Origin of the sequence: Allobosea sp. Tri-44 (assembly GCF_004123845.1) — a bacterium.
GTDB lineage: Bacteria > Pseudomonadota > Alphaproteobacteria > Rhizobiales > Beijerinckiaceae > Allobosea.
Map to the genome: position 1 here is coordinate 1 of NZ_NBDP01000042.1, position 26,170 is coordinate 26,170.

Genomic DNA, 26,170 nt, shown 5'->3' on the forward strand with positions numbered 1-26,170 from the left:
AAAGCCAAAGCTCGTCGCCATCATCGCGACGGCCCGAAAACTCGTCACGATCCTCAATGCCGTCATCCGGGACCAACAACCATGGCGCGAACAAGACGCTTGACCACCAAGACAGTCGCTCACCCCTGCCCCTCTCCCATCCGGGAGAGGGGTTTCTCGCGGATGTCCGGCCGTCACAGCTAGCTGGATTGCGCCCATGCTCACCGCCTAGCCGCCACATAAGGCACGAGCTCCGTCAGCGACGAGATCGTCAGGTCCGCGCCTTCGCCGAGTTGCTCCGGCTGCATGCGCAGCGCCTTGAACAGGCTCTTCGGACCGATCACCGCCGCGTCTGCGAGTTCGTCGCGCAGGGCCTTCGAGGTTACACGCTCGATGCGCGCCACGGTCATGCCGTAGGCCTTGGCGCCGGAGATGTCGAAGCCGTTGGAGGAGACGAACAAGATCTCGTCGCGCGTCAGGCCGAGCCGCTCCTCGACCAGGCGGTAGCCGCGCGGATCGGGCTTGTAGCTGCCGATCTCGTCGACGCTGATCACGGTCTCCAGCAGCTTGTCGATGCCGGCCTGCCGGGTGAGATTCTCCAGCATGGCGGGGCTGCCATTGGAGAAGATGGCGAGGCGCGTCGGGGCGAGGCCCTGCAGCGCCGCCAGCGCTTCTGGATAGAGTGCCAGCGCGTCATAAGCCGCGGCGATGCGGGCGAGGAACTCGGGCGTCGCTTCGAGGCCAAGCGTCTTCAGCGTGAAGTCGAGCGAGGCCTGCGTCACGCTCCAGAAGTCCTCGTAGCGGCCCATCAGCGCCCGCAGCCAGGTGTATTCGAGCTGCTTCAATCGCCAGATCTGGGTGATGGTCTCGCCATGGCCCGGGAAGGCGGCATCGGTGACGCCGGCGACCGACTGGACGTCGAATAGTGTGCCATAGGCATCGAAGACGACGGCCTTGATCGGCATGGTGTTTCCTTCCGCCATCCTGTTCCGTCATCCCGGGCGACCGCAGGGAGACCCGGGATCCATGCCTGAACCGTTCCGGAATGGATCCCGGCTCTGCGCCGCTATCGCGGCTTGGCCGGGATGACTTTCCACTGGATGATAGCGCTCGCCTTGGCCGCGCGGAGCGTGATATCCGCACAAGCACTTGTTCGCAGACGCACAGGATATCGGAATGTCCAGCCGCCCCGTCATGCTGATGATCCTCGATGGCTGGGGCTGGCGCGACGACAAGGACAACAACGCGGTCCTGCTGGCGAAGACGCCCAATTTCGACCGGTTCTGGGCCTCATCCCCGCACGCCTTCCTGCGCACCTCCGGGCTCGATGTCGGCCTGCCCGAGGGGCAGATGGGTAATTCCGAGGTCGGCCACCTCAACTTGGGCGCCGGCCGCGTGGTGATGCAGGACCTGCCGCGCATCAATCAGGCGATCACGAACGGCACGCTGAAGCAGGCGCTGGATGCGAGCGGGCTGATCGGCAGGCTCAAGGCCAGCGGCGGCACCTGCCATATCCTCGGCCTGATCTCGCCCGGCGGCGTCCACGCCCATCAGGATCATGCGGTGGCGCTGGCGAAGCTCGTGGTCGCGGCGGGCGTGCCCGCAGTCATCCATGTCTTCACCGATGGGCGCGATACCCCCCCACGCTCGGCGGCAGAGTATGTCGCTGCGCTGGAAGCTGCGCTGCCGCCGCAGGTCAAGGTCGCGACGGTCTCCGGCCGCTACTATGCGATGGATCGCGACAATCGCTGGGAGCGCGTCGAGCTCGCCTGGAAGGCGCTGGCGCTCGGCGAGGGCGAGCGGATGCCGACCGCAGCTTCCGCTATCGAGGCGGCCTATGCCGCCACTGTCAGCGACGAGTTCATCAAGCCGGCGGCGATCGGCGATTATCGCGGCATGGCCGATGGCGATGGCCTGCTAAGCTTCAATTTCCGCGCCGACCGCATCCGCGAGATTCTGGCGCCGCTGCTCTTTGCCGCGTTCAGCGGCTTCCCGCGCCCGCGCATGCCGAAACTCGTCGCAGCGGTCGGGACGACCTCGTACAGCTCCGAGCTCGACAAAGTCATGCCGGCGCTGTTTGCGCCGCAGAGCCTCGCCAATGGCCTCGGCGAGACCGTCTCGAAGGCGGGGCTGAAGCAGATACGCTTCGCCGAGACCGAGAAGTACCCACACGTCACCTATTTCTTCAATGGCGGGCGCGAGGAGCCGTTCGAGGGCGAGGAGCGCAGCATGACGCCCTCGCCGAAGGTCGCGACCTATGACCTGCAGCCGGAGATGTCGGCGCCGGAGCTGACCGGGAAGGTGGTCGCCGCGATCGAGAACGGGCAGTACGATCTCTTCGTCCTGAACTTCGCCAACCCGGACATGGTCGGCCATACCGGCGTGCTCTCGGCGGCGATCAAGGCGGTCGAGACGATCGATACGAGCCTCGGCCAGATCGCTGACGCCATCCTCGCCAAGGGCGGGGCGCTGCTGGTCACGGCCGATCACGGCAATGCCGAATTGATGGTCGATCCCGTCACCGGCAATCCGCACACCGCCCACACTACCTTCCCGGTGCCGGTGATGCTGATCGGCGGGCAGGCGAAGGGACTGGCCGAGGGCCGCCTCGCCGATGTCTCGCCGACGCTGCTTGCGCTGCTCGGATTGGAGCAGCCGGCCGAGATGACCGGCCAGTCTCTGCTGCGCTGAACAGGATTCAGGTCGGCGCCATGCCGGGGATCGAGGCGATCTCCGCAGCCATGAAATCGATCAGCAGGCGGACGCGGGCCACGGCCGCCCGTTCAGGCACGATCAGCATGCTGAGCGGCACGCTCGGCAGGGTGTAGGCGGTCAGGATCGGCTCCAGCTGGCCGGACGCCAGCAGATCGTCGACGAGCCAGCGATGGGTGGGCGCGATGCCGCGGCCGGCGAGCAGCGCCTCGCGCACGGCCAGGCCATGATCGACCCGCAATCGCCCGTCGAAGGGGACGTTGTAATGCTCTCCGGCTTTGCCTGCGAAGGCGAGCATGGCGCTGCCGGCGACGTTCGTCATGCGGATGCCCTGATGCCTGGCGAGGTCGTCCGCTGAGGTCGGGATGCCATGCCGGGCCAGATAATGCGGCGCGGCGACGAACAGTCTTTGCGATCGGCCGAGAGGTCGCAGCTTCAGCGTGCTGTCGGCGAGCGGGCCGAGGCGGATGGCGATGTCGATGCCCTCGCGGACGAGGTCGATGCGCTCGTCGCTGAGGCTGAGGTCGATATCGATCTGCGGGTGCCGATCCTGGAAGGCGAAGAGCAGCCGCGTGACATGCAGGACACCGAAAGAGGCGGTGCAGGAGAGACGTACCGTGCCGGCCGGGGCGTCACCGGCGCTGCGGGCCTCGTCGCTCGCCTGCTCGACCAGGCGCAGGATGGCGAGGCAGTTCTGATAGTAGCGGCTGCCTTCCTCGGTCAGCGTAACACGGCGAGTGGTGCGGCTGAGCAGGGCGATACCGAGCGCGTCTTCCAGCTCGTTGAGATGCCGCGTCACTGAGGATTGGCCAAGGCCGAGCTCGCGCGCCACCGCCGACAGGCTACCGCGCTCGGCGACGCGGACGAAGCTGCGCATGCGTTCCAGCGTGATGTCTGATTTATCCATAAAACGGCACAATAATATCCATTGCACCGTTGTAGTGCAGAAGCGGAACAGCGCCTAGCTGGAAAGCCTCATCCTCTCGGAAAGGCTCCGCCATGAAGGTCCTGCTTGTTTTCGCCCATCCCGAACGCCGCTCGCTCAACGGCGCGCTGCGCGACGCCGCCGTTGCCGAACTGGGGGCCCAGGGCCATGAGGTTCGCGTCAGCGATCTCTATGCCGAGGGCTGGAAGTCAGAAGTCGATCGCGCCGATTTCCCGAGCTGGCCGGATGGCGAGCGTTTTGCCGCTGGTGCCGCCTCGAAGCAGGCCTTCGGCGAGGGCACGCTGACCGCCGACGTCAAGGTTGAGATCGAGAAGCTGCTCTGGGCCGACACGCTGATCCTGCAGTTCCCGCTGTGGTGGTACACGATGCCGGCGATCCTCAAGGGCTGGGTCGATCGGGTCTTCGCTTACGGCTTTGCCTATGGTGTCGGCGAGCACAGCGAGAAGCGCTGGGGCAACCGCTTCGGTGAAGGCACCCTCGCGGGCAAGCGCGCCATGCTGATCGTCACTGCCGGTGGCTGGGAGGAGCATTACTCCTCCCGCGGCATCAACGGGCCGATCGAGGACCTGCTGTTCCCGATCAACCACGGCATTCTCTACTATCCCGGCTATGAGGTGCTGCCGCCTCACGTCGTCTACCGGGTCGACCGGTTCAAGGAAGCGGATTTCGAAGAGGCGACCGCGCGGTTGCGTGAGCGCATGCGCACGCTAACGACCACCGCGCCTATTCCCTACCGACGCCAGAACTTCGGTGACTACGTCGTTCCGGCGATGACGTTGCGGCCGGAGTTGGGTGAGCCGGGAGGCCGCGGCTTTGCGCTGCATGTGGACGCAGCGACGGTGGATTAGGCGCCCACGCGGAACTCATGGGGCAGAGGGCGGTTGTTCCTGGTGAAGGGACCGCCCATGCCCAACAAGCACAGCAACCGCCCGACCGATACGCCCGCTGCCTTCGTGACTGCGCAGCGCCCGGGACAGTCCGGTGAGCAAGACCAGCGGCGCGCGGGACCAAATCCGCGTTCCGCTCACCCGACCGGGCCACATGCTCCCTATGAGCCGGATGATCCTGAAGGCCTGGCTGCCGGCAAGCACGAGCGGAAAGAGACGTCCGGCAAGCGCTGAGGTCGGGCTCAGCGAGCCGAATAATCTGCATGGCGCTGGCTGCACGGGCCGCTCGATATGCGCAGGTACATCTTGCCCGGCGAGCAGATTTGCGTGACTTCAGCAGACTCAAGACCGAGCTGAAATACTCGTCGCAAGTCAGCCCAAACTATCGTTTGGTTTAATCTTTGTGCGATGACTATGGATTTTCGGATTGAACGGCAAGGTTGTCGCCTTGATCCTTCGCGCAAGGGAAAGTAGTGACGGCGATCATGCGCTTCCGGATGGGTGCATGATCGATTCGGAGGGGGCGGATCGTCGCGGATGCCGGGGACGGGCGGATCCAGGATGAAAGCGCGTAACGGAAGACGGCCGGGCGGGGCTGGTTCGGTGGAGACGGCAAGGCCAAAGCCGATGCGGACCGAGATTCTCGACGCCGCGGCAGAGCTCATCGTTCGCGAGGGCTACGATGCCTGCACGATGCGGGCGGTGGCGGCGATGGTCGATATGAAGGCGGGCAGTCTCTACTACCATTTCAAGTCGAAGGACGAGATCGTCGAAGAAATCCTCAATCAGGGGATCGAGACACTCTATGCGCGTGTCGCAGGGACGATCCGCGATCTGCCCAAGGAAACTCCCTTCGCGCGGAGGCTGTCGGCGGCGGTGGAGGTGCATATCGCCAGTCTGGTCGGGAAGGACCAGAAGTATATGCATGTCTACGAGCACTTGCCGCTAGTCATCAAGCGGCGCAGCCGCAAGATGCGCGAGAAATATGCCCAGCTCTGGCACGATCTGTTCGCCGGCGGAGTTGCCAGCGGTGAAGCTGCGGCTGGACACGATCTGCGCCTGTTGGTGCCGTACTTCCTCGGAGGGCTCAACCGGGTGCCGGAATGGAGTCGCGCGAGTGGCGCCAGTAGCGAGAAGATCGCCGAACTGGCTGTCGTGACCCTTCTCGACGGAATCGGCGCCAGACAGTAGCAGGTAGGTGACACGGCCGTGCAACGCGGCCACCGATGCCACCTGCCGACCGGAAGCCATGCCCGAGACCTTCGCCATCAGCCTGAACGGCACCACCGACCTGCCAGCCGGCAAGATCGCTGCGATCGTGACCTCGCTCGAGATGTTCTCAGCGCCGACGCGACGGCCCGACCCGCCGGGCGTCGAGGGCTTCTCGCTGGAAGAGATCGGGCGCGAGGACGTGGCGCGCTATCTTGCGGTCTATCGCCTGCTCGGCGAGCGCTGGATGTGGTTCAGCCGGCTGGTCAAGCCGGTCACGGAGCTCCAGGCGATCCTCACCGACCCGGCAGTCGACTTTTTCGCGGTGCGCTTCGACGGGCGTGACGTCGGTTTGCTCGAGCTCGACTTCAGGGTTGAAGGCGAGGGCGAACTCGCCTTCTTCGGCCTCGACGAGAGCGTTGTCGGGAAGGGGGCCGGGCGCTGGCTGATGAACCGGGCGCTGGAGCGCGCCTGGGCGAGACCTATCAGCCGCTTCTGGGTGCATACCTGCACGCTCGACCATCAGGGCGCGGTCGAGTTCTACCAGCGTTCGGGCTTCACGGCGTTCAAGCGTGGCGTTGAGGTCGACGACGATCCGCGCCTCGGCGGGGCGATGCTGCGCACCGCTGTCCCGCATCATCCGGTGATCGAGTAGGGGCTCGTCTTCAAACGCGCGAGCGCAGCCCGATCGAGTCCATCATCGCCTGATCGCGGGCGGCTTCGGCGGCACGCTCGGTGGCGCGTTCGCGATCGTCGAGGATCTCGACCTTCTTCATGTCCTCGAAGGCTTCCTGCAGCTCGGCCTTGGCCTCGTCGAGCTGGCCTTGAAGATTATCCGCGGACTGGCGAAGATTGTCGCGACGCCCCAGTGCCGCCTTGGCATAGGTCGGGTAGGCGAAATGCGCGGGGTCGGAGATACCGGCACGCGTTTCCTCGTTCTGGATCTCGCGATCGAGATCTCCAGCCATCCGGTTGAATTCCGCGATCATCATCTCAATCTGGCTTACCCGGCGGCGCTTTTCGTCCACCTGGAAGCGTTTGAGACGCAAAAGGGTCTCTCGCGACTTCATGTCGTGCCCAACTCCTGATTACGCATCGAGCCCGTTCCGGTCTGCCTGCATCGCAAGCCGGCCGGTAAAACGGTCTCCAACTTTTGTTCAGAGACGGATTCACCGACCGGGTTGGTTCAACCTGATCGGATCCGACTCTGGTGGCGCGCCGACCCCTCGGCTCGCCACCGGAACACTCCGCGAGACGAAAATCACAATGGCGCAAGGAGGTTGACCGTTTCTTACCAGGATCGCTCGCTTTCGATGCATGCAACGGGTGCGTCCCGGGCTCTCCCGGTCGAGCACAGCTCGCGCTAGCGTGGGGCGAATCAATAACAAGGGGTGCGCGTGCCAGCGCGCCGGACAGAATCCTTGCCCTTCTCGCGCCGCCTCCCCGAGTACAGTCTGCTGCTGAGCGGACTCGCCCTGACGCGGATCATCGGCTGGGGCTCGATCTACTATTCGCCTTCGGTTCTGGCGGCCTATCTCGATCGCGAGCTTAAGCTCGGACCGGCGGTCATCTTCGGCGGGATCACGATCCTGCTGGTGATCGGAGCGGCGGTCGCTCCTCTGCTCGGGCGTCATCTCGACCGGCGCGGCACGCGGCATGCCATGGCGCTGGGGGCGGTGATCTCGGCACTGGGGTTGGCGCTGCTGGCGCTGGCGCAGGGCCCGATCAGCTATCTCGCGACCTGGTTCGTGATCGGCATTGGCCATGCGATGCAGCTCGCCAACACCGGCAATGTCACGGTGGCACAGCTGATGGGCGAGCGCACCCGCCGCGTCATCGGGCTGATGATGCTGGTCACCGGCCTTGCTTCCAGCGTGTTCTGGCCGCTGACCGCCTGGCTCAGTGCCGACTTTGGCTGGCGCACCTGCCTCATGGTCTTCGCGGCGATCCAGCTCGTGGTCGTGCTGCCGATCCATCTTGCCATCCCGGCCTATCGCGCCAAGCCGCTGGCCGAACCCGGCCCGTCCGCCATGCCGGCCGAAGAGCAGGGCAGGGTGCCGCCCGGCGAGCGGCGGCCGATATTCTGGCTGCTGGCGCTGAGCTTCTCGGCGAGCGGGCTCGTATCATGGGGGCTGCCGCTGCACATTATCGGGCTGATGCAGGGGGCTGGCATCGGGGCGGTGAGCGCGGTGACGATCGCCTCGCTGAGCGGCCCGGCGACCCTGATGGCGCGAGCGGTCGATGCGGTTGCGGGCGAGCGCCTCCCGGTCGAGCGGGTGGCTCTCGCCGGACTCGCGCTCGGACCGGCGGCCTGCCTGCTGATGGCGCTTGCGCCGGGGTCGAGCGCTATCGCGATCGCCTTCGTCATCCTGTTCAGCGCGGCCATGGGCGTGATCGCGGTCGCGCGCGCGACCCTGCCGCTGGCGCTGTTTGGCCGTCACGGCTTCGGCACGATGCTCGGCCGCCTGACCGTGCCGCAGAATCTGACCTTCGCGGCGGCGCCGCTGCTGTTCGCGCTGATGGTCGAGCGGCTGGGCGCATCGGGCACGCTTATGGTGTCGGCGGTGATCCAGAGCATGGCCCTGCTCGCGATGATCGTGCTGGTGCGCAGGCTCAGGAGCTAGCGCGGTGCCGGAAACGACATGGTCGGCTGCGCCACTGACGCGATCGTGCATAGGGGCATGGCGCGCGCCGCCCTATCACGCGGCCTTCCCGAAGCGACCGAGCTGAAGACCACATGCCGCCCTGTTCATTCACCCGCCGCCTTGCCCTGCAGGCCACGCTCGGACTGCTTGCGGCACCGGGGCTGGCTGAAACGCGGCTGCCGCAATTCCGGACGGCGCGCTATCAGTTCATCGAACTCGATCCGGTCCAGCCGATGGCGCCGCTCACCCTGCAAGGGCTCGACGGCAAGCCCGCCCTTGCCCGGCCGGTGCCGGGCAAGGTCTGTCTCGTCTATCTCTGGGCGACCTGGTGCCCGGTCTGCCGAATCACCTTACCGCGCTTCGAACGCCAGCTCGCCGATTTCAAGGCGAGAGACGTCGAGCTCGTGACCATCAGCACCGATGAGCGCGAGCTTTCTCACGTCCGTCAGTATTTGGTGCGCCTCGGCATCAAGCGGCTGCCGGTCTTCTACGATCGCGCCGGTAAGGTCATCGCGGGGGCAGGGACGCAGCAGCCGCTGTCAACAGCGGAGGGGCTGCCCGTGATCTACGTTACCGATCGGCGCGGCGGCGTGCGCGGCTATATGCTCGGCGAGGCGGACTGGGCGTCGCCTCAGGCGACCGCCCTGCTCGACCATATCGGGCGGCTGTAGCGCCGCTCACATCCCCATGATTCGGGCGAGCCGGGAATAGCCGTCGGCGAGTCCGGTCGCTTCGTCCTTGGCCTGCTTCAGGAAAGCTTCGAGCTCGGGGTTGAGCCGGATCGCCTCGTCGACCTCGGCGGACGCGCCCTGGCGATAGGCGCCGAGCCGAATCAGCTCTTCCATGTCGGCATAGGTCGCGAGCGTGGCGCGCGCCTTCTGTACGACCGGATAATAGAGTGGGTCGCAGGAGCGCGGCATGGTGCGCGACACCGATTTCAGGATGTTGACCGCCGGGTAGCGGCCGCGCTCGGCGATCGAGCGTTCCATCACGATATGGCCGTCGAGGATGCCGCGCACCGCGTCGGCGACGGGTTCGTCATGGTCTCCGCCATCGACCAGCACGGTGAAGAGACCGGTGATCGCGCCGTCGCCGGTGCCGGGGCCGGCGCGTTCGAGCAGGCGCGGCAATTCGGCGAAGACGGTCGGGGTATAGCCTTTGGTCGTAGGCGGCTCGCCGGCGGCGAGGCCAATCTCGCGCATCGCCATGGCGAAGCGCGTGACCGAATCCATCAGACACATCACCTGCCGCCCGTGGTCGCGGAAGAATTCGGCGAGCGTCAGCGTCGTCAGCGCGGCCTGCTTGCGCATCAGCGCCGGCTCGTCCGAGGTCGCGACCACGACGATCGAGCGGGCAAGGCCGTCCGGCCCGAGATCGTCCTGGAGGAATTCCTGAACCTCGCGGCCGCGCTCGCCGACGAGGCCGATAATGTTGACGTCGGCCCTCGCATAGCGCGCCAGCATCGACAAAAGCACCGATTTGCCGACGCCGGAGCCGGCGAAGATGCCCATCCGCTGGCCAAGGCAGCAGGTCAGGAAGGTATTGAGGGCGCGCACGCCGAGATCGAGCGGCGCGCCGACGCGCCGGCGAGAATGGGCAGGCGGCGGGTCGTTGCGGAAGGGGATGGTGAACTCGCCCTGGGGCAGCGGCGGGCCGCCATCGACCGGCCGGCCAAGCGCATCGACGACGCGGCCGAGCCAGGCCGTGGTCGGACGCAGCCCGGCCACGGCGCGGTCGACATAGGCCGGGCAGCCGCGGCGAACGCCGTCGAGCCCGCCAAAAGGCATGACCAGCGCCTTTTCACCGGAAAAGCCGATGACTTCGCAGGGAACGCGGATCCCGGACGCGATCTCGATGCCGACCCGGCCGCCCAGGCTCATAGCCGAGATCGGCCCGGAGACCTCGACCAGCAGGCCGCGCACGGCGGTGACGCGGCCATAGACGGAGGTGGCCTCGAGCTCGCCGATCATCGCGGCGAGTGTGGATAACCGGTCCTGGCCTGCCGAAGCGCCGCTCATGATCCCTGCCGTAAACCTTTCATTAAGCTGAGTGATTAACACTGCGTTTCGAAGCTGCGTCGAAGAGTTAAGCGATTTGCGCCTGATTCCTCGACGCGAGCTTACGCGAAAGGTGCATTCGCGGCCGAAGCTCGAACGATCCGTGTCAAATTCGACTCACCTCGACAAGGATCGTCAACCTTTCGCCAAGAAGCACTTGCGCCCGGGAATCAGGGTTTGTTAACCATTTCCCCGTAGCGTGTCGCGTGGCGTTTCATCGGGCAAGCGTTCGTCTCCAGGACCACGAGGGTTTTGGGGGAATGAACGGGATCGCTGCCTCGGGGCGAAATTGGGGACGTGACATGCGGGTTCTGCTGATCGAAGACGATAGCGCGACCGCTCAAAGCATCGAGCTGATGCTGAAGTCCGAGAGCTTCAACGTCTACACGACCGATCTCGGCGAAGAGGGTGTCGATCTCGGCAAGCTCTACGACTACGACATCATCCTTCTCGACCTGAATCTCCCCGACATGTCGGGTTACGAGGTGCTGCGCTCTCTGCGCGTCGCCAAGGTCAAGACGCCGATCCTGATCCTCTCCGGCCTCGCCGGCATCGAGGACAAGGTCAAGGGCCTCGGCTTCGGCGCCGACGACTATCTGACCAAGCCGTTCCACAAGGACGAACTGGTCGCCCGCATCCACGCCATCGTGCGCCGCTCGAAGGGCCACGCCCAGTCGGTGATCACGACGGGCGACCTCATCGTCAACCTCGACACCAAGACCGTCGAAGTGGATGCAGCCCGGGTGCACCTGACCGGTAAGGAATACCAGATGCTGGAGCTGCTATCGCTCCGCAAAGGCACGACGCTGACCAAGGAAATGTTCCTGAACCACCTTTATGGCGGCATGGACGAGCCTGAGCTCAAGATCATCGACGTCTTCATCTGCAAGTTGCGCAAGAAGCTCGCCAACGCCTCCGACGGCAAGAACTACATCGAGACGGTCTGGGGCCGCGGCTACGTGCTGCGCGAGCCGACCGAAGTCGAAGAGCGCATCCCGGCCTGAGGTCCGTCATTGCGGCGTCATCGTGGGCGCCTATCAGTTAGATCGCCTGATCGTCGGATGTACACGACAGGTGAACGGGGACCCCGCCGCGAGGCGGGGTTTTTGTTTGTCGGCGACGCCAGCTCCGTCGAACGCCAGTGAGAACGCCCGGCGTCAGGTCCGGACGATCTTGAGCGGGGGAAGCACGCTGCTGCGCTCTGCGGGCGCGGCAAAGCCCGGTCGCCGCGCCTGTGCAGTCGAAGCGGCATCGCGGTAGACGCCGCGGTATTGCGGGTCCGGGACCAGGGTCGTGGTGATGCCGATGACGGTCTCTGCCGCGCCGAGGATGAAGGCGCCGTTCTGCGCCAGCCGTCCAGCGAGGGCGGCCATCACGCGCGCCTTGGTCGGGACGTCGAAATAGATCAACACGTTGCGGCAGAAGATGATGTCGAACTGGCCGAATTGATGATTCGGCTCCAGGAGATTGTGCTGCTTGAGTTCGACCCTGTCCCGAATGCGCTCGGACAGGCGCCATTTGTCGCCCTCCTGCCGGAAATGCTTGAGCAGGAGCTGGATCGGCAAGCCGCGCTGCACCTCGAACTGACTGTAGAGGCCTTGGCGCGCCCGCTCGAGGACGTCGGCGGAAATGTCAGTGCCGAGGATCTCGACCGTCCAACCGGCGAGGCGGTCAGCCACCTCGTCGAGCAGCATGGCAAGCGAATAGGCCTCCTGACCGGTCGAGACAGCGGCGCACCAGATGCGCAGCGTCCGGCTTTGCGCATTGGCGGCGAGCTTCTCGGGCAGGAGAATGTCGCGGAACAGGTCGAAGGGTGTGCGGTCGCGAAAAAACAGCGTCTCGTTGGTCGTCATTGCATCGATGACGGCCGCTTCGAGCTCGGAAGCGGGGCAGATGCGCAGCTGCGCGACCAGTGCCGGTATCCCTGCAATTGCGCGCCGCCGGCAGAGCATGCCGAGCCGGCTCTCGACGAGATAGCGCTTCTCGGTGCTGAGAAAGAGGCCTGAGCGCCGCTGCAGGAGCACCCGCAGGAAATCGAAATCCATCTCGGTCATGCGGGATGGCTCCCGCCGATGAGCGCCCGGATCGCCGGGCCGATAGTGCCGAGCGACAGGACGGCGCTCGCTTGCCTGGCGCGCACGACCGAGCCCGGCATGCCCCAGACCGTGCTCGAGGGCTCGTCCTGGGCGATGACTGCAGCGCCGGCACGGCGTAGCGCGGTCGCTCCTTCCGTACCGTCGCTGCCCATCCCGGTCATGATCAGGCCAAGCGCGGCCGGGCCGAGATGGCGCGCGGCTTCATTGAACAGCACATCCACCGCCGGCCGGCAGAAATGCACCGGCGGGCTGTCGCTGATGCTGGCGACGATATGGCCGAGCTTCCGTTCGATTCCGAGATGGCGCCCTCCCGGCGCGACATAGATCGTGCCACGGGCGAGCCGCTCGCCGTCATGCGGCTCGCGCGCCGGCAGCCCGAGCTGCGCAGAAATCTGCTCGGCGAAGGAGGCGGTGAAAAGCGGCGGCATATGCTGAACGACCAGCGTGACCAGGTTGGCCGCCGCATCGCCGAGATCGCTGAGGACGCGCGCGACGGCACGCGGCCCGCCGGTCGAGGCGCCGATCACCAGATAGCGCGGCATTGCCGACACGAGCGGGCGCAGGTCGACGATCCCGCTTGGCGTTACCGCGCCGAGGCCAGTCTCGGCGGCGACCTCGCCATGACGCGACCTCGACTGCGCTATGCTGCCCAGCTTGCCCAAGAGCTCGCTGCGGAAACCCAGCGACAGCGTCAGGCCGCTGCGACTATCCGGCTTGGGCAGGACGTCGACGGCGCCCATGCTCATGCATTGCAGCGCGAGTTTCGCATTGCGCTCGGTGAGTGTGGTCGTCAGAAGAACAGCGGTCCTGGGACTCTGCTTGACGATTCTGGGTAAGGCTTCGACGCCGTCGAGCACGGGCATATCGAGGTCGAGCACCATGATATCGGGATGATGGCGCTCGGCATGCTCGATCGCTGCTTCTCCGTCGCCGGCGACGCCGACGACATGGAAGCGACCGCTTTCGCCGAGCCAGCGCGCGAACAGTCCCCGCACGACCATCGAGTCATCGGCGATCACGACCGTGCTCGGACGCACACGGGCCTGGTCGGCGAGAGTCGGCACCGTGATCATCGTGATTGTACAGCTGGAGCAGAGGAATGTCGCATGTCGTGTGGCTTTTAGAGCAGGCCGACCTGATGGAATTTCGAGGCCACGATCTCCTTGTCGAACGGCTTCATGATGTATTCGTCGGCCCCGGCATGCATGGCGCGGGCGATGTGGGCGATGTCGTTCTCGGTCGTGCAGAACACGACCTTCGGGCGCTTGCCGCCGGGCATCTGCCGGAGATTGCGCAGGAAGTCGTAGCCGTCCATGACCGGCATGTTCCAGTCGAGCAGGATGGCGTCCGGCATCTCGCCCTTGCAGGCGTCGATCGCGCGCGCGCCGTCCTCGGCTTCAGCGATGCGGAACTGGAGCCCTTCCAGGATACGGCGGGCAACCTTGCGGATGACGGCTGAGTCATCGACGACGAGGCAGTATTTCATGGCGTGACTCCAGGCAGCGGCGATTGCCGTCAGGCGGCGATCGGCAGTTCGATGTTGAGGACGGCATCCACGTCGATCACGACCAAGAGGCGATCGTCGAGACGGTGAACACCCTTGGCGAGGGCAGACCAGGCACGATCGAGATGGATCGGCACGGGCTCGAAGGTCGTACGGCTGAGGCGCATCACCTCGCCGACCGTGTCGACAATGAGCGCGAAGGCTTCGCCACCCTGATCGATGCCGACTGCGGTAAGTTCGCGTCCGTCAGCGCCGGCGGGCGCCGCGTAGGCGTCGACGTGACCCATCCGGCGGCGCATGCAGATCGCGGTGACGACGCGCCCGCGCAGATTGATCAGGCCGACGATCTCGCTCGGCGCCAGCGGCACCGGCGTGACGCGGGTGGCGATGAAGACATCCTGGACGCGCGCGATCGGCAGACCGAGCAGCTGCCCGCCGACCGTGACGGTAACATAGTCGAGCGAATCCTCGAAAGCCGCGACGCCGGATTCGCTATCGTTGCCTGTGCCGGTCATGCGGCTCGCCTCAGTTTGGGCCGGGTCTCGGCGAGCTCCGCAATCAGCGTGCGCCGATCGAACTTGGCGACGACTTCGTCGAACTCCGCCTGTGCAGCCATGACGTGTAGCTCGGGCGTCGGCAAGCTTGCGAGCCCGATGATACGCAGATTGGCGTGTCGCGCTTCGGCGCGCAGCCGTGCGGCGAGCGCGAAGGCGGCCTCGGCGTTGCGGTCGAGATCGATCACGACGGCGTTCAGCTCGGTGCTGCCGGAGGCGAGGCCGGCCGCCATGGCGAAGTCAGCCGCATGGATCACCTGGAGGCCGGTGGCCCTCAGCACGGGGGCAAGCATCTCGCGCAGAAACTCGGACGGCTCGACCAGCAGGACGCGTGGTCCGCCGGCGTCGCTGCGGCGTACGTGCAGCCAGTTGGGATTGGCCTTGGGCAGGTAGTGCGCGAGGTCGAGGATCTCGGTCGCGCGGCCTCTGACGATCGCCGAGCCGAGCAGCCCCTGCTCGGGCATGGCCAGCATCTCGATGTCGAGCACTTCATCGACGATGTCGACGATGGCGTCGACTGCCAGCGCCATGCTGAAGTCGCCTTCCGAGAAGATCACCAGCGGCTGCAAGCCGCTCTGCCGGAGTTGGACCTCTTCGACGGGAACGACCGGCATCAGCCGACCGCGATAGTTGAGCAGCGTGCGCCCGCCGCCGCTCTCGAACAGCCTGGCATCGACCTCCTCGAGCCGCGTGACCAGGGACAGCGGGACGGCCTTCAGCCGATCCTTGCCGGCGCGGAAGACCAGCATCGTGGTGCGCTCGACGGGGAGGGCAGCATCGGTGGAGATGTCCGAAGCGGCTTCGTCCTGAGGCGCCGCCACGCCGACCAGGCGCGCTACCCCGTTGGGGTCGACGATCAGCACCACGGCGCCGTCGCCGAGGATGGTGTTGCCCGAGAACAGCGGGATATGGCGGAGCCGGGTCGACATCGGTTTGACGACGATTTCCTCGGTGTGGAACACGGACTCCACGAGAATGCCGAACTGACGCTCGCCGACCTGCGTCACGACGATGAAGCCATCGTCGACGATGGCGTCGCTCGCCGTGTCCATCACCCCAGCGAGGGCGATGATCGGCAGCAACCGCTCGCGCAGCCGCAGCACGGGCGCATTGTTGATGCGTTCGATGCTGTGCTCGCCACCGGTCTTGACGCGCACCAGCTCGCGCACGACCACCTGCGGGATGGCGAAACGCTGGCCCGCGGTCGCGACGATCAGAGCCGAGACGATCGCCAATGTCAGCGGGATCTTGATCGTTATGGTGGTGCCTGCGCCAGCGATGCTGGTGACGTCGATCATGCCGCCGATTGCATCGACATTGACCTTGACCACGTCCATCCCGACGCCGCGGCCGGAAATGGCGGAGACCGTGTCGGAGGTCGAGAAGCCCGGATGGAAGATGAAGCGCAGGACCTGCGTCTCGCTCAGCCGCTCTGCTTCCGCTTCGCCGACCAACCCCTGCTGCACCGCCTTGCGGCGGATGCGAGCGGTGTCCATGCCGCGACCGTCATCGGTGATCGCGATCGTGACCGAGCCGCCTTCGTGATAGGCCGATACCCGGATCGTGCCGATCTCGGACTTGCCGAGCGCGGCGCGCTCCTGCGGCTCCTCGATCGCATGATCGGCGCAGTTGCGGACCATGTGGATCAGGGGGTCCTTGATCAGTTCGAGGATCTGCCGGTCGAGCTCGGTGTCGGCCCCTTCCGTCACCAGCTCGATCTTCTTGCCGAGGTCGGTGGAGAGATCGCGGACGATGCGCGGCAGCTTCGACCAGGCATTGCCGATCGGCTGCATGCGCGTCTTCATCACGCCGTCCTGCAATTCGGCGGTGATGAGCGAGAGCCGCTGCAGCGGTCCTTTCAGGCCGGCATCCTCCTGCCGGCGGGCAATCTCGAGCAGCTGGTTGCGGGTCAGCACCAGCTCCGAGACCATGGTCATCAGATGCTCGAGCGTGTCGACATTGACGCGCAACGTCGCAGGCCCAGCCGCCCTCGCGTCCCGGGCAGCATCGCCATGAGCCTGTCCGGGTTGGTCGAGCGGGCTCGGCGCCGCGCGAAAGACCAGATCCATTTCGTCCACCGCCGCACCCGGGACGGGCGGGGGCGCAGGCTCGGCCGGGCGAGTTCCGGAAGTGCGGGCGAGATAGGCTGCGACCGGGTCGAGCGGCGGCTGCGTCTGCCGGGCGGCCAGCTCCTGCTTTGCCCGCTGGGCGAGACCGCGCAATTCGTCGATCAGCTGGCCGTCATGGCCTGGCGGCTCCTGCCCCTTCTCGGCGAGTTCGGCCATGATCTCCTTGATCCGGTCGATGGTCTCGAGGATCGCGGTGACTGCCGTCGAGGAGACGCTCGCGCCGTCGCGGAACTGGCCGATGACGGATTCGGCCGCATGTGTCAGCGCTTCGAGACGCGGCAGGCCGATGAAGCCACAGGTGCCTTTGACCGTGTGAACGAGCCGGAAGATGTTGCGCAGGATATCCCCGTTATTGGGCTCCTGCTCAAAGCGGACGAGTTCCCGATCGACCATATCGAGATGCTCGCCGGTCTCGCCGAGAAACTCTTGCAGCAACTCGTCCATGCACGGACTGCTCACTTACATCACGGATTTGTTCCGGATATTGCGGTGCAAGGGTTTATGATCAGTTGAGAGCGAGCGGAAACCGCGCAGTATCGCACCCGCCGGAGCCGTTTCGTCGAGGCTCAGGCCGCGTCCGCATTGATGCTGACCGTATCGCCCTCGATGGCGAAGGCGATCTTCATTCCAGCGGCGCGGGCGACCAGGCCGGTATAGAGCGGCTGGACCGCATGAGCGTCGATGACGCCGCTTTCGGAGCGCCCGGCAATCAGCTCCTCGACATGGGCGGGAATGCGCGCATGCGAGCCCGTGGCGGTGATGGCGAAGCTACCCTGCTCGCCGGTGACGGTGGCACGGGACGTGATCTTGCCGCCGCGCGGAATCGCCTGTGTCGCCAGAACGAGCAGGTTGAGCACCAGCTTGACCTGGTTCTTCGGCAGGAGAGCACGCGGGGCCTCCCAGTCGAGCGACAGTTTCTCGTCGTTGAGAAAGCCGTTGGCGACGGAGCCGGCGTCGCCGAGGTCGATCATCGCTCCGGCCGAGCCAGCGGCGCCGAAGGCGAGCCGCGCGAACTGCAGGCGGGCGGAGGCATTGCGCGCGCTCTTCTTGATCAGGTCGAGCGCGAAATCCTTCATCGAGGGATCGTCCTCCTCGAGGACTTCGAGTGCGTTGACGATCGCGCCGACCGGGCTGATCACGTCATGGCAGACGCGGCTGCAGAGAAGCGCGGCCAGATCGAGCGGCTCGAGCGAGATGGCGGTCATGATCCGGTCCTGCGATCAAGAGAATCAGGGCGGTAGGCGCCCAATGTGATGGTGCAGCATGCGCTACGCTGGTTTGCAGCTGGTTAACCATAGCCGCGAGGGAGTCACCGTCGGAGCGTTCCGCTCTGGCATGCCGGGGCAAGATGGCTGCCAGAAGGCGAGCCGGCTTTTTCTTTGGCCCGCCATGCATTACCTAACAGAACGAGACCGCCGGAGGCGCCGCCCGGCATTCGCACTGCATGGCATACGGCGCCGGCGAGACTGGTTCGGGACATGGCCATCGCTCACGACGATCCGCGTCTGATCGACCGGGACGGGCTTGCACGCTCGCTCGGCGAGGCGGCGCGCCGCACGGCTGCGGTCCTGCTGGCGAAGCGGGCGGTGCGCGACGTCAAGCTCAAGGCGGACGGCTCGCCGGTCTGCTCTGCCGACCTCGCCGCGGATTTCACCGCGAAGCAGGCGCTGGCCGAGCTGCTGCCCGGCTTTCCGGTGATCAGCGAGGAGAGCGTCGGCGACGTCGCGCCGGCTTCGGTCTTCATCCTGCTCGACCCGCTCGATGGCACGCGTGAGTTCCTGGCCTCCGGCGACAGCTATTGCGTCGCCATCGCCGTGATCCACGATGGCCGGCCGCTTGCGGGCGCGATCGCCGCGCCTGCTCTGGGCCGGCTCTGGTATGGCGGTGAGCGGAGCTTCGCCCAGGCGCTGAATGCAGAGGCGGTAGCGCTGGGCACGGCGCGCGAAGTCCATGTCCGCACCGAGCCGGCAGGAGGGCCACTGATGCTGGTGAGCCGCTTCCACGGCGACACGGTCAGTGCCGGGGTGGCGACTGCGCTTGCGAAGGGGGAGGGCGCGCCGGTGTCCTCGGCGGTGAAATTCGGGCTCATCGCCAGCGGCGAGGCCGACTTGCATGTGCGCGGCGGCACCACGATGGAATGGGACATCGCCGCCGGCGATGCGATCCTTGCGGCTGCCGGCGGTGTGCTTTTGACCCTCGACGGCGAAAAGCCGGTTTACGGCAATGTCGATCGCGATTTCCGCAACCCGCCTTTTGTCGCTGCGAGCTGCGAGAGGTTGGCCAGGCTCGCGATCGAGAAGGCGGCGACCTGCCGCTGCTAGGATCAGCTGCCGAGCGGGCTCAGCGTGCGATCAATGCCGTCACGGTCGACCAGCGCTCCTGGGCTTTTGCCCGCAAGGCCGCCTCAGTGAGGAAGCGCTGGCGATTCTCGTCGCTGCGGAAGAAATAGAGGCGCGACCCGATGACGGCGAAGCGGCGCGGGTCGGCATCGACAACCCGCCCTTCCGCGACGCCGCTGGCGTCGAAGCCGCCGAAGCGCGGGGTATAGACCTCTGGCGCCTCGCGAAAGGCGTCGCGATTGGCGGCGCTGGCGAAGCGCCAGACCATTCCTTCAGAGATCAGTTCGTAATCGGGCAGCCCCGGCACTGCGGCGTCGTTCAGGAAATAGGCGACGGGATCGAAGCCGGAGAGCGCGAAGCCGGAGCGGTTGTCGCGCTGCATGCTCTCGCCGAGATGCGGCAGTTGCGGCAGGCCCGGGGGGAGGGCTGAGGCCCGGCTCGTCCCGGCTGTGAAGGGAAGCGCACAGCTTAGTCCGACGCCGGCGAGGATGATCCCGGCATGCCTTGCTGCGGCCTTCATCGACACCAATCCTTGGCTTCAAGCCGCGTCACGGCGCGTTCTGCGCCGCGGTTCACCGCTTGGATACACATACAGCGTATCCAGGAGGTTACCGTGGTCACGAGGATTCGCAGGACCCACCGTCGACGCCACCCGGCAGGAGGCCGAATGCCCAATGCCCGGCGCTTGCCTGGAGACGATGAGATGAACCACACCCGCCGCACCCTGCTCGCCAGCGCACTGCTGCTCGGCATGAGTCTCGCCGCCGGTCCCGCCGCCGCTCAGCAGAACGAGCGCTCCTTTTCGCAGAACGAGCTGGTCACCTCCGGCCACCAGTTCTTCGGCAATGTCTCGCGCGGTCTTGCCCTGACGATCGAGGAGGCGGTGCGCCGCTGGGGCGAGCCGAACGGCTATGTCCTCGGCCAGGAGGCCTCCGGCGCCTTTGTGGGCGGGCTGCGCTATGGCGAGGGAACGCTGTTCACCCGCAATGCCGGCGACCGTAAGGTGTACTGGCAGGGGCCCTCGGTCGGCTTCGATTTCGGCGGCGACGGCGCCCGCACCATGATGCTGATCTACAATCTGCCCAGCGTCGGAGCGCTCTATCAGCGTTTCGGCGGGGTCGACGGCTCGGTCTATTTCGTCGGTGGCTTCGGTTTCACGGCGCTGACGGCCGGCGGCGTGACGGTCGTGCCGATCCGCACCGGCGTCGGCTGGCGGCTTGGCGTCAACCTCGGCTACCTGAAATTCACACCGCAGGCGACCTGGAACCCGTTCTGATCTGATAATTCGGCGCTGCTGGTCTTATCTTGCGAGGCATGGCAGCCTGAGATCGGGCTGATCGCAGACACGGGAGCCGTTCCGCCTTGATCGAAGCCGTCATGCTCGTCGCGCTCGGCTTTCTGTCGGCCAGCCTGCTCGCCCTCTCGGCGCTGCCGGCTCTGAGCCGCCGGGCCGACCGGCTGGCGCGGCGGCGAGCCGAGGCTGCGTTTCCACTCTCGCTTGCCGAAATCGCAGCCGACCGCGACCATTTGCGCGCAGAGCAGGCGATCCGCGAGCGGGCGCTGGAGCAGAGGGCGGAAAGTGGCTTCGCCGCCAAGGCCGGCGCGATGAGCGAGCTCGGCCGGCGCGACATGGCGATAAGCCGGCTCGAAACCGACCTGACCGAGCGACGGCAGAGGATCGCTCACCTTGAAACGGAGCTGCGGCAGGCGACGCAGGACCTGGCGGACACGCGCGCGACGCTGGCGACGGAAAGCGTCGGCCACCAGACGACACAGGCGACATTGTCGAGCCGGGTCAGCGATCTTGCAGCCGTGGAAGCGCAACTCGCCGAGACCCGTCAGGCGCTCAGCGGCAGCTCGGCCGATCTCGCCGCCCGCAACCATCAGCTTGCCGAGCTCAGGACCTTGCACGACAGGGCCGAAGCGACGCTCGCCGAGCGCGACCAGGCTCTTTCAGCATTGAACAGCGAGCATGATCGCCAGCGCCTCGTCCTGGTCGAGGCCGGTACGCTCAGGCTCAAGCTGGAGGGCGAGCGCGACGATTTCTCGGCGCGGCTCACCACAGCGGAGACGGCGCTGGCAGAGGCGCGGACTAACCTCTCGGCCATGAAACTGGACCGCGACAGCGAGAGATTGCGGGCCGACGCTCTTTCGACGCGCGCGACCGAGGCCGAGGCTGCGTCGCGAGCAGCCGATGCGAACGCCGTCAAGCTCGGCGCCGAGATCGCACGACAGGAGGCGGCCGTGACGCAGGCATCCTTGGAGCAAGCCGAGGCGCTGACCCGGATCAAGGCGCTGGAAGACAGGATCGAAGCCGCCGTTGCGGCCGAGGCCCGCTTGAAGGGACAACTGGCCAGCGACGCGGCGGCTCACCGAGAGGCCTTGCGCGAACGAGACGAGACGCTCGAAGCGCTCCATGCCGAGCTGGGCACCGTCCAGGGCGCCCGCGATCAGGCGCGTACCGACCGGGCCGGCCTCAAGCGCGAGCTTGCGGCATTGCGCAAGCAGGGCGGCGGCAAGGCAGCCGGGGAGGCGGCCTTGCGCCAGGAGATCGTCCGCTTGGCCGATGCGCTGCTGGTCGCGTCGGAAAGCCGCGAGGCGGCGGAATAGGCGCCTGCCGGGCAGGGCCTTTCCACTTTTGCCGAACATGTTCTAGGGAGGACCGGGCCGCGCTCGCGGCCGGCGGTTTCGGTTGGGATGATGACGGACATCGTTTGTATCGGCGAACCCCTCGGCGAGTTCAACGCGACGCGAGGCGAAGCTGGCGCCTATCGCTTCGGCCAAGGCGGTGACACCTCCAATTGCGCGATCGCTGCGGCGCGGCAGGGGGCAAAGGTCGCCTATATCGGCGCGCTGGGCGATGACGAGCCGGGCCGTTCATTCCGGACGCTGTGGGCTGAAGAAGGCGTCGACGACAGCCATGTCTCGACGCATCCGTCTGCGCCGACCGGGCTTTATTTCGTTTCGCATGGGCCGCAGGGCCACGTCTTCTCCTATGTGCGTGCCGGCTCGGCCGCGGCTCTCTATGGTCCGGCGCAATTGCCTAGGGATCTCATCACCTCGGCCAAGGTGATCCAGGCCTCCGGCATCAGCCAGGCGATCTCGACGAGCGCCTGCGATGCGGTGTTCGAGGCCTTCGCGACGGCGCGCGAGAACGGCGTGCTGACCGCCTACGACACCAATCTCCGGCTCAAGCTCTGGCCGCTGACGCGGGCGCGGGCGATCATCCACGCCGCCTGTGAGATGGCTGATATCGTTCTGCCCGGCGATGGCGACGCGAAGCTGCTGACTGGGCTGGAGCAGCCCGACGCCATCGTCGATTTCTACCTGAAGCTGGGCGCCAAGGTCGTGGCGCTGACGCTCGGCCATGAGGGCTCGCTCGTGGCGACGCCTTCGAGGCGCCAGCGCTTCGTGCCGATCAAGGTCGATGCGATCGATGCGACCGGCGCCGGCGATTGCTATGACGGCGCCTTCCTCGCCGAGTACATCCGCACCGGCGACGCCTTCACGGCCGGGGCCTATGCCAATGTCGCGGCGGCGCTCTCGACGCAAGGGTACGGCGCAGTGGCGCCGCTGCCGCGCCGGGCCGAGGTCGAGGCGCGGATCGCGCAGGAGGCGGCTGGCCGGGCATGAGCGTTCCTGTCCTGATGGAAGCGGGCGCGCTGCTCGCGCGCTACGATGTGCTGATCAGCGATGTCTGGGGCGTCGTCCATGACGGCGTCCTGGCGCTCGGGCCGGCCTGCGAGGCGCTGATGCGCTATCGCGACGGCGGCGGCACCGTGGTGCTGCTCTCGAACGCGCCGGGGCCCTCGGCGCAGATCGCCGGCGTACTCGACGAAAAGCGCGTGCCTCGCGCCGCCTGGGACCGGCTGGTGACCTCTGGCGATGTGACACGGGCGCTGATCGCCGAGACGCATCTGCGCAAGGCCTATCATATCGGCGAGCATGGGGACCGGGCGGTGTTCGCGGGCTTCGACATCGAGCTCGTCGGCGAGGCCGAAGCCGAATTCGTCGTCGCGACCGAGCTCAACGATTACCGCCGCGAGCAGCCGGAGCAGTACCGGCCGCTGTTGTCGCGTTTCGCTGCGCGCGGGCTGCCTTTCATTTGCGGCAATCCCGACCTCGTCGTCCATGTCGGCCATGATCTCCTGCCGTGCGCGGGGGCGCTGGCGACGATCTACGAGGAGCTCGGCGGCCATGTCGCCTGGGCCGGCAAGCCGCACCGGCCAGCCTATGATCTGGCGCTCGCGGCCGCCCGCGAGGCGCGTGGCGGCCGCGATGTCGACCCGGCCCGCGTGCTGGTGATCGGCGATGCGGTGCGCACCGATCTCGCCGGCGCCAGGATGATGGGCTTCGACAGCCTGTTCATCGCTGGCGGCATCCATCGCGACGAGACGATCCGGGATGGCTCCGTCGTTCCTGACGGGCTCGCGCGGGTCTTGGCGGCGCATCGGCCGCTGCCGGTCGCAGCGATGGCGGCGTTGGGGTAAGTTGAACTGTCATTCCGGGGCTGAGCGTAGCGAGGAGCCCGGAACCCATGAACACGACGCTGATCCAGTTCGTCATGCTCGCCCTCGTGGCGAGCATCCACGTCTTGAACACCGCTCTCGAAGAACGAAGACGTGGATGGTCGGGACAAGCCCGACCATGACGGAAAGGGCGTGTTCATGGGTCCCGGGCTCGGCCCTAAGGGCCGCCCCGGAAAGACTAAGCACTCACACAGGCGGCGGGTTCGCCTTGCGGATCCGCTCGCCGATCGCGTGATAGAGCCCGTCGAGCGGGCGGAAGACGAAGCGGATCGTCGAGCGGCCGGGCGGCACCTGCACCGCCCGGAAGATCACGTTCGCCCGCAGCAACTCGGCCGGCTTGCCGTCGACCTCGACCTGCCACCAGGGCTGCCAGACATCGTTCAGCACGACGAAGCCGCCGCGCGGTGCATCAGCATCGAGCAGCACCTCGGTCGTGCCGTAGTTGCGGATGCGGACGCTTCCCACCTGCGCCGGGCCGGTCGGAATAGGCGGCGGCGCCTTGTCGAGCAGGACGGTGCGGTGCGGATCGAAACCAGCAGGCCATTGGCCGCTCTTCAGGATCGCGCCGAAATCGGCAGCTTGCGCTTCCGTGACAAGAAGCACGCGCGGCAAGGCGCGCGGGTTCTCATAGACATAGGCGTCCTTGGTCCGGGCGATCTGGACGAGGTCGCCGGGCTTCAGCCGCTTGTCGATCTCCTCGACCGGGACGCCCGTCGCGATGAAGCGCAGGCCCAGCATGTCGGCGAGCAGCGAGCGGTAGGACGGCATCAGGGCCGAGAAGCTGCGCTGATCGGGCAGGGCGACATGGTCGCCGGCGCCGGTCGCCTGGCTGTAGAGGCCGAGGCGGAGCGGATTGTAACCCAGCGTGTTGTCGAGCCCGTGGACCAGGCTGGCGTTCGGCCAATGGAAATCGATGCCGGCGAGCTCGATGCGGTCGCGCCGGTCGGGTCCGGCAGTGCGGGCGGTCTCGCGCTTGAGGAGGGCAATGGTCTCGTTGCTGCTGTCGGCGCGCAGCACCTCGTACATCCTGGCCGGCAGCGCGGTCGACTCGCTGGGGCCGTTGTTGACCGCAAGATCGACGATCATGGCGGCGGCGAGGACGATCGTCGCGGCCATGCCCGCGCCTTGCAGGGCAAGCCCGCGCGCCGCGACCAGCGCGCCAGCGACCAGCATCAGGCAGAGCGCGGCGGTCACCAATGGCACGAAGGCGACATGCAGGCGCCCGACCGTCCAGGCGAGCCAGATCGCCAGGCCGAAGCCTGCAAGCAGCAGCAGGATTTCGAGCGCGATCTGCCAGCAGCGCGGCCGCGGGGCGGTATCGGTCAGGACGAGATGGGTGAGATAGCCGCCAAGGATCGACAGCAGCGCGCCGAGGATGAAGAGTGCATCGGCCGGGCGACGGTAGAAATCGCTGCCAGGCAAGTGGAAGAGCAGGGCGAAGCCCGGTGTGTAGCGGCCGAGCGCATAGACCAGCACGATCAGCGCCGCAGCGCTGAGCGCGACGATCTCGCGCCGGAGCAGGGCGCCGCGGACGATGCCGACGCTGGCGACGAGCAGGATCGGCAGGAGGCCGAGATAGAGCTCGCCCATATTGCGGGCGAGATAGAGGTCGAGCGGGCCGAAGCGCTTCTCCCAGGCCGGGCTCGGCGGTCCCCAGAAATTCTCAAGCGGCCCGGACGCGCCGTAGAGATTGGCGATCAGTCCGGTCAGCAGCGAGCCCGGATGCAGCGAGCCCTTGCCGGCCCCGGCGAGATCAATGACCGGCCGGTTGGATTCCTCTGCCAGGACAGCGGTGAGCAGGATTGGCACCGTCGCGACCAGTGCCGCACCGAGTACGCCGAGCAGAAGGGGCACGATGCTCGCCCGCAGCGCCGCCAGCGGCCTGTCGGCCATGGCGATGGCGGCGAGGACCAGCCCGGCGAGGACATAGACGCCGAGCAGCGCGACCTGGTCGCGTCCCAGCACCATGAAGCCGGCGGCAAGACCTGCCGCGAAACCATAGCGCCAGGAACTGCGTTCGAGCGCCCGCGACAGCAGCAGCAGCGTCACCGCGAAACAGGACAGGCTCAGCACCTGTCCGACATGCTGGATGCGCCAGGCGGCAGCCGCGCCGAAGGCGAAGGAGAGGGCGCAGACGACCGCACCGGCCGGATGCCAGCCGCGATCACGGAAGAGCAGCACGAGGCAGAGCGCGCCGACGAGCAGCGACCCGAGCAGGGCGCCGTCGCTCCAGCGGAAATCCGGTGTCGGGTTGAGCAGGGCGATCAGGAAGAAGGGCGGTGAGAAGATCAGCGATTGCGGATCGGCGACCTGCGGCGAGCCGGCGAAGACGAAGGGCGTCCAGAACGGCGAGAGGCCCTTGTGCAGGGCGCTGGCGAGGAATTGCAGCTGCGGGTGGAAATGCGCTTTGGCGTCCCAGGGCACGGTGACGGCGCCGGAGAGCCAGGGCCAGGACAAAGCCAGCCAGCCGGCGCAGACCAGCAGCATTACCCTGGCGGTTGGCCAGGGTGCGGGTATCGGTTCGATCTCGTGGCGGTCCCGATCGGGCATGGTGGCTTCCTGCCCCAGGCCCGGCGCGGGATCA

General features: G+C 66.6%; 24 protein-coding genes and 1 pseudogene. 13 read left to right on the forward strand and 12 right to left on the reverse strand.

What is annotated here, in order from left to right:
- Window positions 1-103: pseudogene (locus B6S44_RS30210) on the forward strand (IS110 family transposase); the annotation flags it as partial.
- Between the two features lie 97 nt (window positions 104-200).
- On the opposite strand, the gene B6S44_RS23235 reads toward B6S44_RS30210, so the two are convergent.
- A complete protein-coding gene (locus B6S44_RS23235) occupies window positions 201-944 on the reverse strand; it encodes a haloacid dehalogenase type II (protein ID WP_129159266.1) in 744 nt (247 codons plus the stop codon).
- A gap of 211 nt (window positions 945-1,155) precedes the next feature.
- Here B6S44_RS23235 and gpmI point away from each other — a divergent pair, with 211 nt between their 5' ends.
- On the forward strand, window positions 1,156-2,670 hold the full coding sequence (gene gpmI, locus B6S44_RS23240) for a 2,3-bisphosphoglycerate-independent phosphoglycerate mutase (protein ID WP_129159267.1): 1,515 nt from the start codon (window positions 1,156-1,158) through the stop codon (window positions 2,668-2,670).
- Window positions 2,671-2,677: 7 nt separating this feature from the next.
- On the opposite strand, the gene B6S44_RS23245 is transcribed toward gpmI, so the two are convergent.
- On the reverse strand, window positions 2,678-3,598 hold the full coding sequence (locus tag B6S44_RS23245; RefSeq protein ID WP_129159268.1) for a LysR family transcriptional regulator: 921 nt from the start codon (window positions 3,596-3,598) through the stop codon (window positions 2,678-2,680).
- A 92-nt stretch (window positions 3,599-3,690) separates the two neighbouring features.
- On the opposite strand from B6S44_RS23245, the gene B6S44_RS23250 reads away from it, so the two are divergent.
- The 3 genes from B6S44_RS23250 (at window position 3,691) to B6S44_RS23260 (ending at window position 6,388) form a co-directional block, all read left to right on the forward strand.
- The gene (locus B6S44_RS23250) at window positions 3,691-4,485 is read left to right on the forward strand and encodes an NAD(P)H-dependent oxidoreductase (protein ID WP_129159269.1); all 795 of its coding nucleotides are present in this window, start codon (window positions 3,691-3,693) and stop codon (window positions 4,483-4,485) included.
- Between the two features lie 666 nt (window positions 4,486-5,151).
- Complete coding sequence (locus B6S44_RS23255; protein ID WP_164985934.1) at window positions 5,152-5,715, forward strand: TetR/AcrR family transcriptional regulator; 564 nt, start codon at window positions 5,152-5,154, stop codon at window positions 5,713-5,715.
- Between the two features lie 58 nt (window positions 5,716-5,773).
- On the forward strand, window positions 5,774-6,388 hold the full coding sequence (locus B6S44_RS23260; protein ID WP_129159271.1) for a GNAT family N-acetyltransferase: 615 nt from the start codon (window positions 5,774-5,776) through the stop codon (window positions 6,386-6,388).
- A gap of 10 nt (window positions 6,389-6,398) precedes the next feature.
- On the opposite strand, the gene fliJ is transcribed toward B6S44_RS23260, so the two are convergent.
- Window positions 6,399-6,803: a flagellar export protein FliJ gene (fliJ, locus tag B6S44_RS23265; RefSeq protein WP_129159272.1), complete on the reverse strand. Its 405-nt coding sequence runs from the start codon at window positions 6,801-6,803 to the stop codon at window positions 6,399-6,401.
- Between the two features lie 351 nt (window positions 6,804-7,154).
- Here fliJ and B6S44_RS23270 point away from each other — a divergent pair, with 351 nt between their 5' ends.
- Complete coding sequence (locus tag B6S44_RS23270; RefSeq protein WP_164985935.1) at window positions 7,155-8,357, forward strand: MFS transporter; 1,203 nt, start codon at window positions 7,155-7,157, stop codon at window positions 8,355-8,357.
- Between the two features lie 113 nt (window positions 8,358-8,470).
- Window positions 8,471-9,049 (forward strand): TlpA disulfide reductase family protein, encoded by a 579-nt coding sequence (locus tag B6S44_RS23275; protein ID WP_129159274.1) that lies wholly within the window; start codon window positions 8,471-8,473, stop codon window positions 9,047-9,049.
- Window positions 9,050-9,055: 6 nt separating this feature from the next.
- Here the strand turns inward: B6S44_RS23275 and fliI are convergent, their stop codons facing one another.
- Window positions 9,056-10,396: a flagellar protein export ATPase FliI gene (gene fliI / locus B6S44_RS23280; RefSeq protein WP_129159275.1), complete on the reverse strand. Its 1,341-nt coding sequence runs from the start codon at window positions 10,394-10,396 to the stop codon at window positions 9,056-9,058.
- A 341-nt stretch (window positions 10,397-10,737) separates the two neighbouring features.
- Here fliI and ctrA point away from each other — a divergent pair, with 341 nt between their 5' ends.
- Complete coding sequence (ctrA, locus tag B6S44_RS23285) at window positions 10,738-11,439, forward strand: response regulator transcription factor CtrA (protein ID WP_129159276.1); 702 nt, start codon at window positions 10,738-10,740, stop codon at window positions 11,437-11,439.
- 153 nt (window positions 11,440-11,592) lie between these two features.
- On the opposite strand, the gene B6S44_RS23290 is transcribed toward ctrA, so the two are convergent.
- The 6 genes from B6S44_RS23290 to chpT all read right to left on the reverse strand — a co-directional run bounded on the left by B6S44_RS23290 (window position 11,593) and on the right by chpT (window position 17,923).
- Entirely contained in the window at window positions 11,593-12,489 is an 897-nt protein-coding gene (locus B6S44_RS23290) for a CheR family methyltransferase (protein ID WP_129159277.1), read from the reverse strand.
- Window positions 12,486-13,604 carry a chemotaxis-specific protein-glutamate methyltransferase CheB gene (gene cheB, locus B6S44_RS23295; protein ID WP_129159278.1) on the reverse strand — a complete coding sequence of 373 codons (1,119 nt, stop codon included), beginning with the start codon at window positions 13,602-13,604 and terminating at the stop codon, window positions 12,486-12,488. The genes B6S44_RS23290 and cheB overlap by 4 nt, the downstream gene beginning before the upstream one ends.
- A 47-nt stretch (window positions 13,605-13,651) precedes the next feature.
- On the reverse strand, window positions 13,652-14,017 hold the full coding sequence (locus B6S44_RS23300; protein WP_110488743.1) for a response regulator: 366 nt from the start codon (window positions 14,015-14,017) through the stop codon (window positions 13,652-13,654).
- A gap of 29 nt (window positions 14,018-14,046) precedes the next feature.
- Window positions 14,047-14,550: a chemotaxis protein CheW gene (locus B6S44_RS23305; protein ID WP_129159279.1), complete on the reverse strand. Its 504-nt coding sequence runs from the start codon at window positions 14,548-14,550 to the stop codon at window positions 14,047-14,049.
- On the reverse strand, window positions 14,547-17,162 hold the full coding sequence (locus B6S44_RS23310; protein ID WP_129159280.1) for a hybrid sensor histidine kinase/response regulator: 2,616 nt from the start codon (window positions 17,160-17,162) through the stop codon (window positions 14,547-14,549). Before B6S44_RS23310 ends, B6S44_RS23305 begins: the two co-directional genes overlap by 4 nt.
- Window positions 17,163-17,284: 122 nt before the next feature.
- On the reverse strand, window positions 17,285-17,923 hold the full coding sequence (chpT, locus tag B6S44_RS23315) for a histidine phosphotransferase ChpT (RefSeq protein ID WP_129159281.1): 639 nt from the start codon (window positions 17,921-17,923) through the stop codon (window positions 17,285-17,287).
- Window positions 17,924-18,196: 273 nt separating this feature from the next.
- On the opposite strand from chpT, the gene B6S44_RS23320 reads away from it, so the two are divergent.
- Window positions 18,197-19,039 (forward strand): 3'(2'),5'-bisphosphate nucleotidase CysQ family protein, encoded by an 843-nt coding sequence (locus tag B6S44_RS23320; RefSeq protein ID WP_129159282.1) that lies wholly within the window; start codon window positions 18,197-18,199, stop codon window positions 19,037-19,039.
- A gap of 19 nt (window positions 19,040-19,058) precedes the next feature.
- Here B6S44_RS23320 and B6S44_RS23325 read toward each other — a convergent pair whose 3' ends face one another.
- Complete coding sequence (locus tag B6S44_RS23325; RefSeq protein WP_129159283.1) at window positions 19,059-19,577, reverse strand: YHS domain-containing (seleno)protein; 519 nt, start codon at window positions 19,575-19,577, stop codon at window positions 19,059-19,061.
- 183 nt (window positions 19,578-19,760) lie between these two features.
- Here B6S44_RS23325 and B6S44_RS23330 point away from each other — a divergent pair, with 183 nt between their 5' ends.
- From B6S44_RS23330 to B6S44_RS23345, 4 genes are all read left to right on the forward strand, one after another.
- Window positions 19,761-20,333: a DUF1134 domain-containing protein gene (locus B6S44_RS23330; protein WP_129159284.1), complete on the forward strand. Its 573-nt coding sequence runs from the start codon at window positions 19,761-19,763 to the stop codon at window positions 20,331-20,333.
- 86 nt (window positions 20,334-20,419) lie between these two features.
- On the forward strand, window positions 20,420-21,667 hold the full coding sequence (locus B6S44_RS23335; protein ID WP_129159285.1) for a coiled-coil domain-containing protein: 1,248 nt from the start codon (window positions 20,420-20,422) through the stop codon (window positions 21,665-21,667).
- A gap of 87 nt (window positions 21,668-21,754) precedes the next feature.
- Window positions 21,755-22,690, forward strand: coding sequence for a sugar kinase (locus tag B6S44_RS23340; protein WP_211200716.1), 936 nt, complete (start codon window positions 21,755-21,757; stop codon window positions 22,688-22,690).
- The gene (locus tag B6S44_RS23345; protein WP_129159287.1) at window positions 22,687-23,547 is read left to right on the forward strand and encodes a TIGR01459 family HAD-type hydrolase; all 861 of its coding nucleotides are present in this window, start codon (window positions 22,687-22,689) and stop codon (window positions 23,545-23,547) included. The genes B6S44_RS23340 and B6S44_RS23345 overlap by 4 nt, the downstream gene beginning before the upstream one ends.
- A 225-nt stretch (window positions 23,548-23,772) precedes the next feature.
- On the opposite strand, the gene B6S44_RS23350 is transcribed toward B6S44_RS23345, so the two are convergent.
- Complete coding sequence (locus tag B6S44_RS23350; RefSeq protein ID WP_129159288.1) at window positions 23,773-26,136, reverse strand: glycosyltransferase family protein; 2,364 nt, start codon at window positions 26,134-26,136, stop codon at window positions 23,773-23,775.
- Window positions 26,137-26,170: the final 34 nt, after the last annotated feature.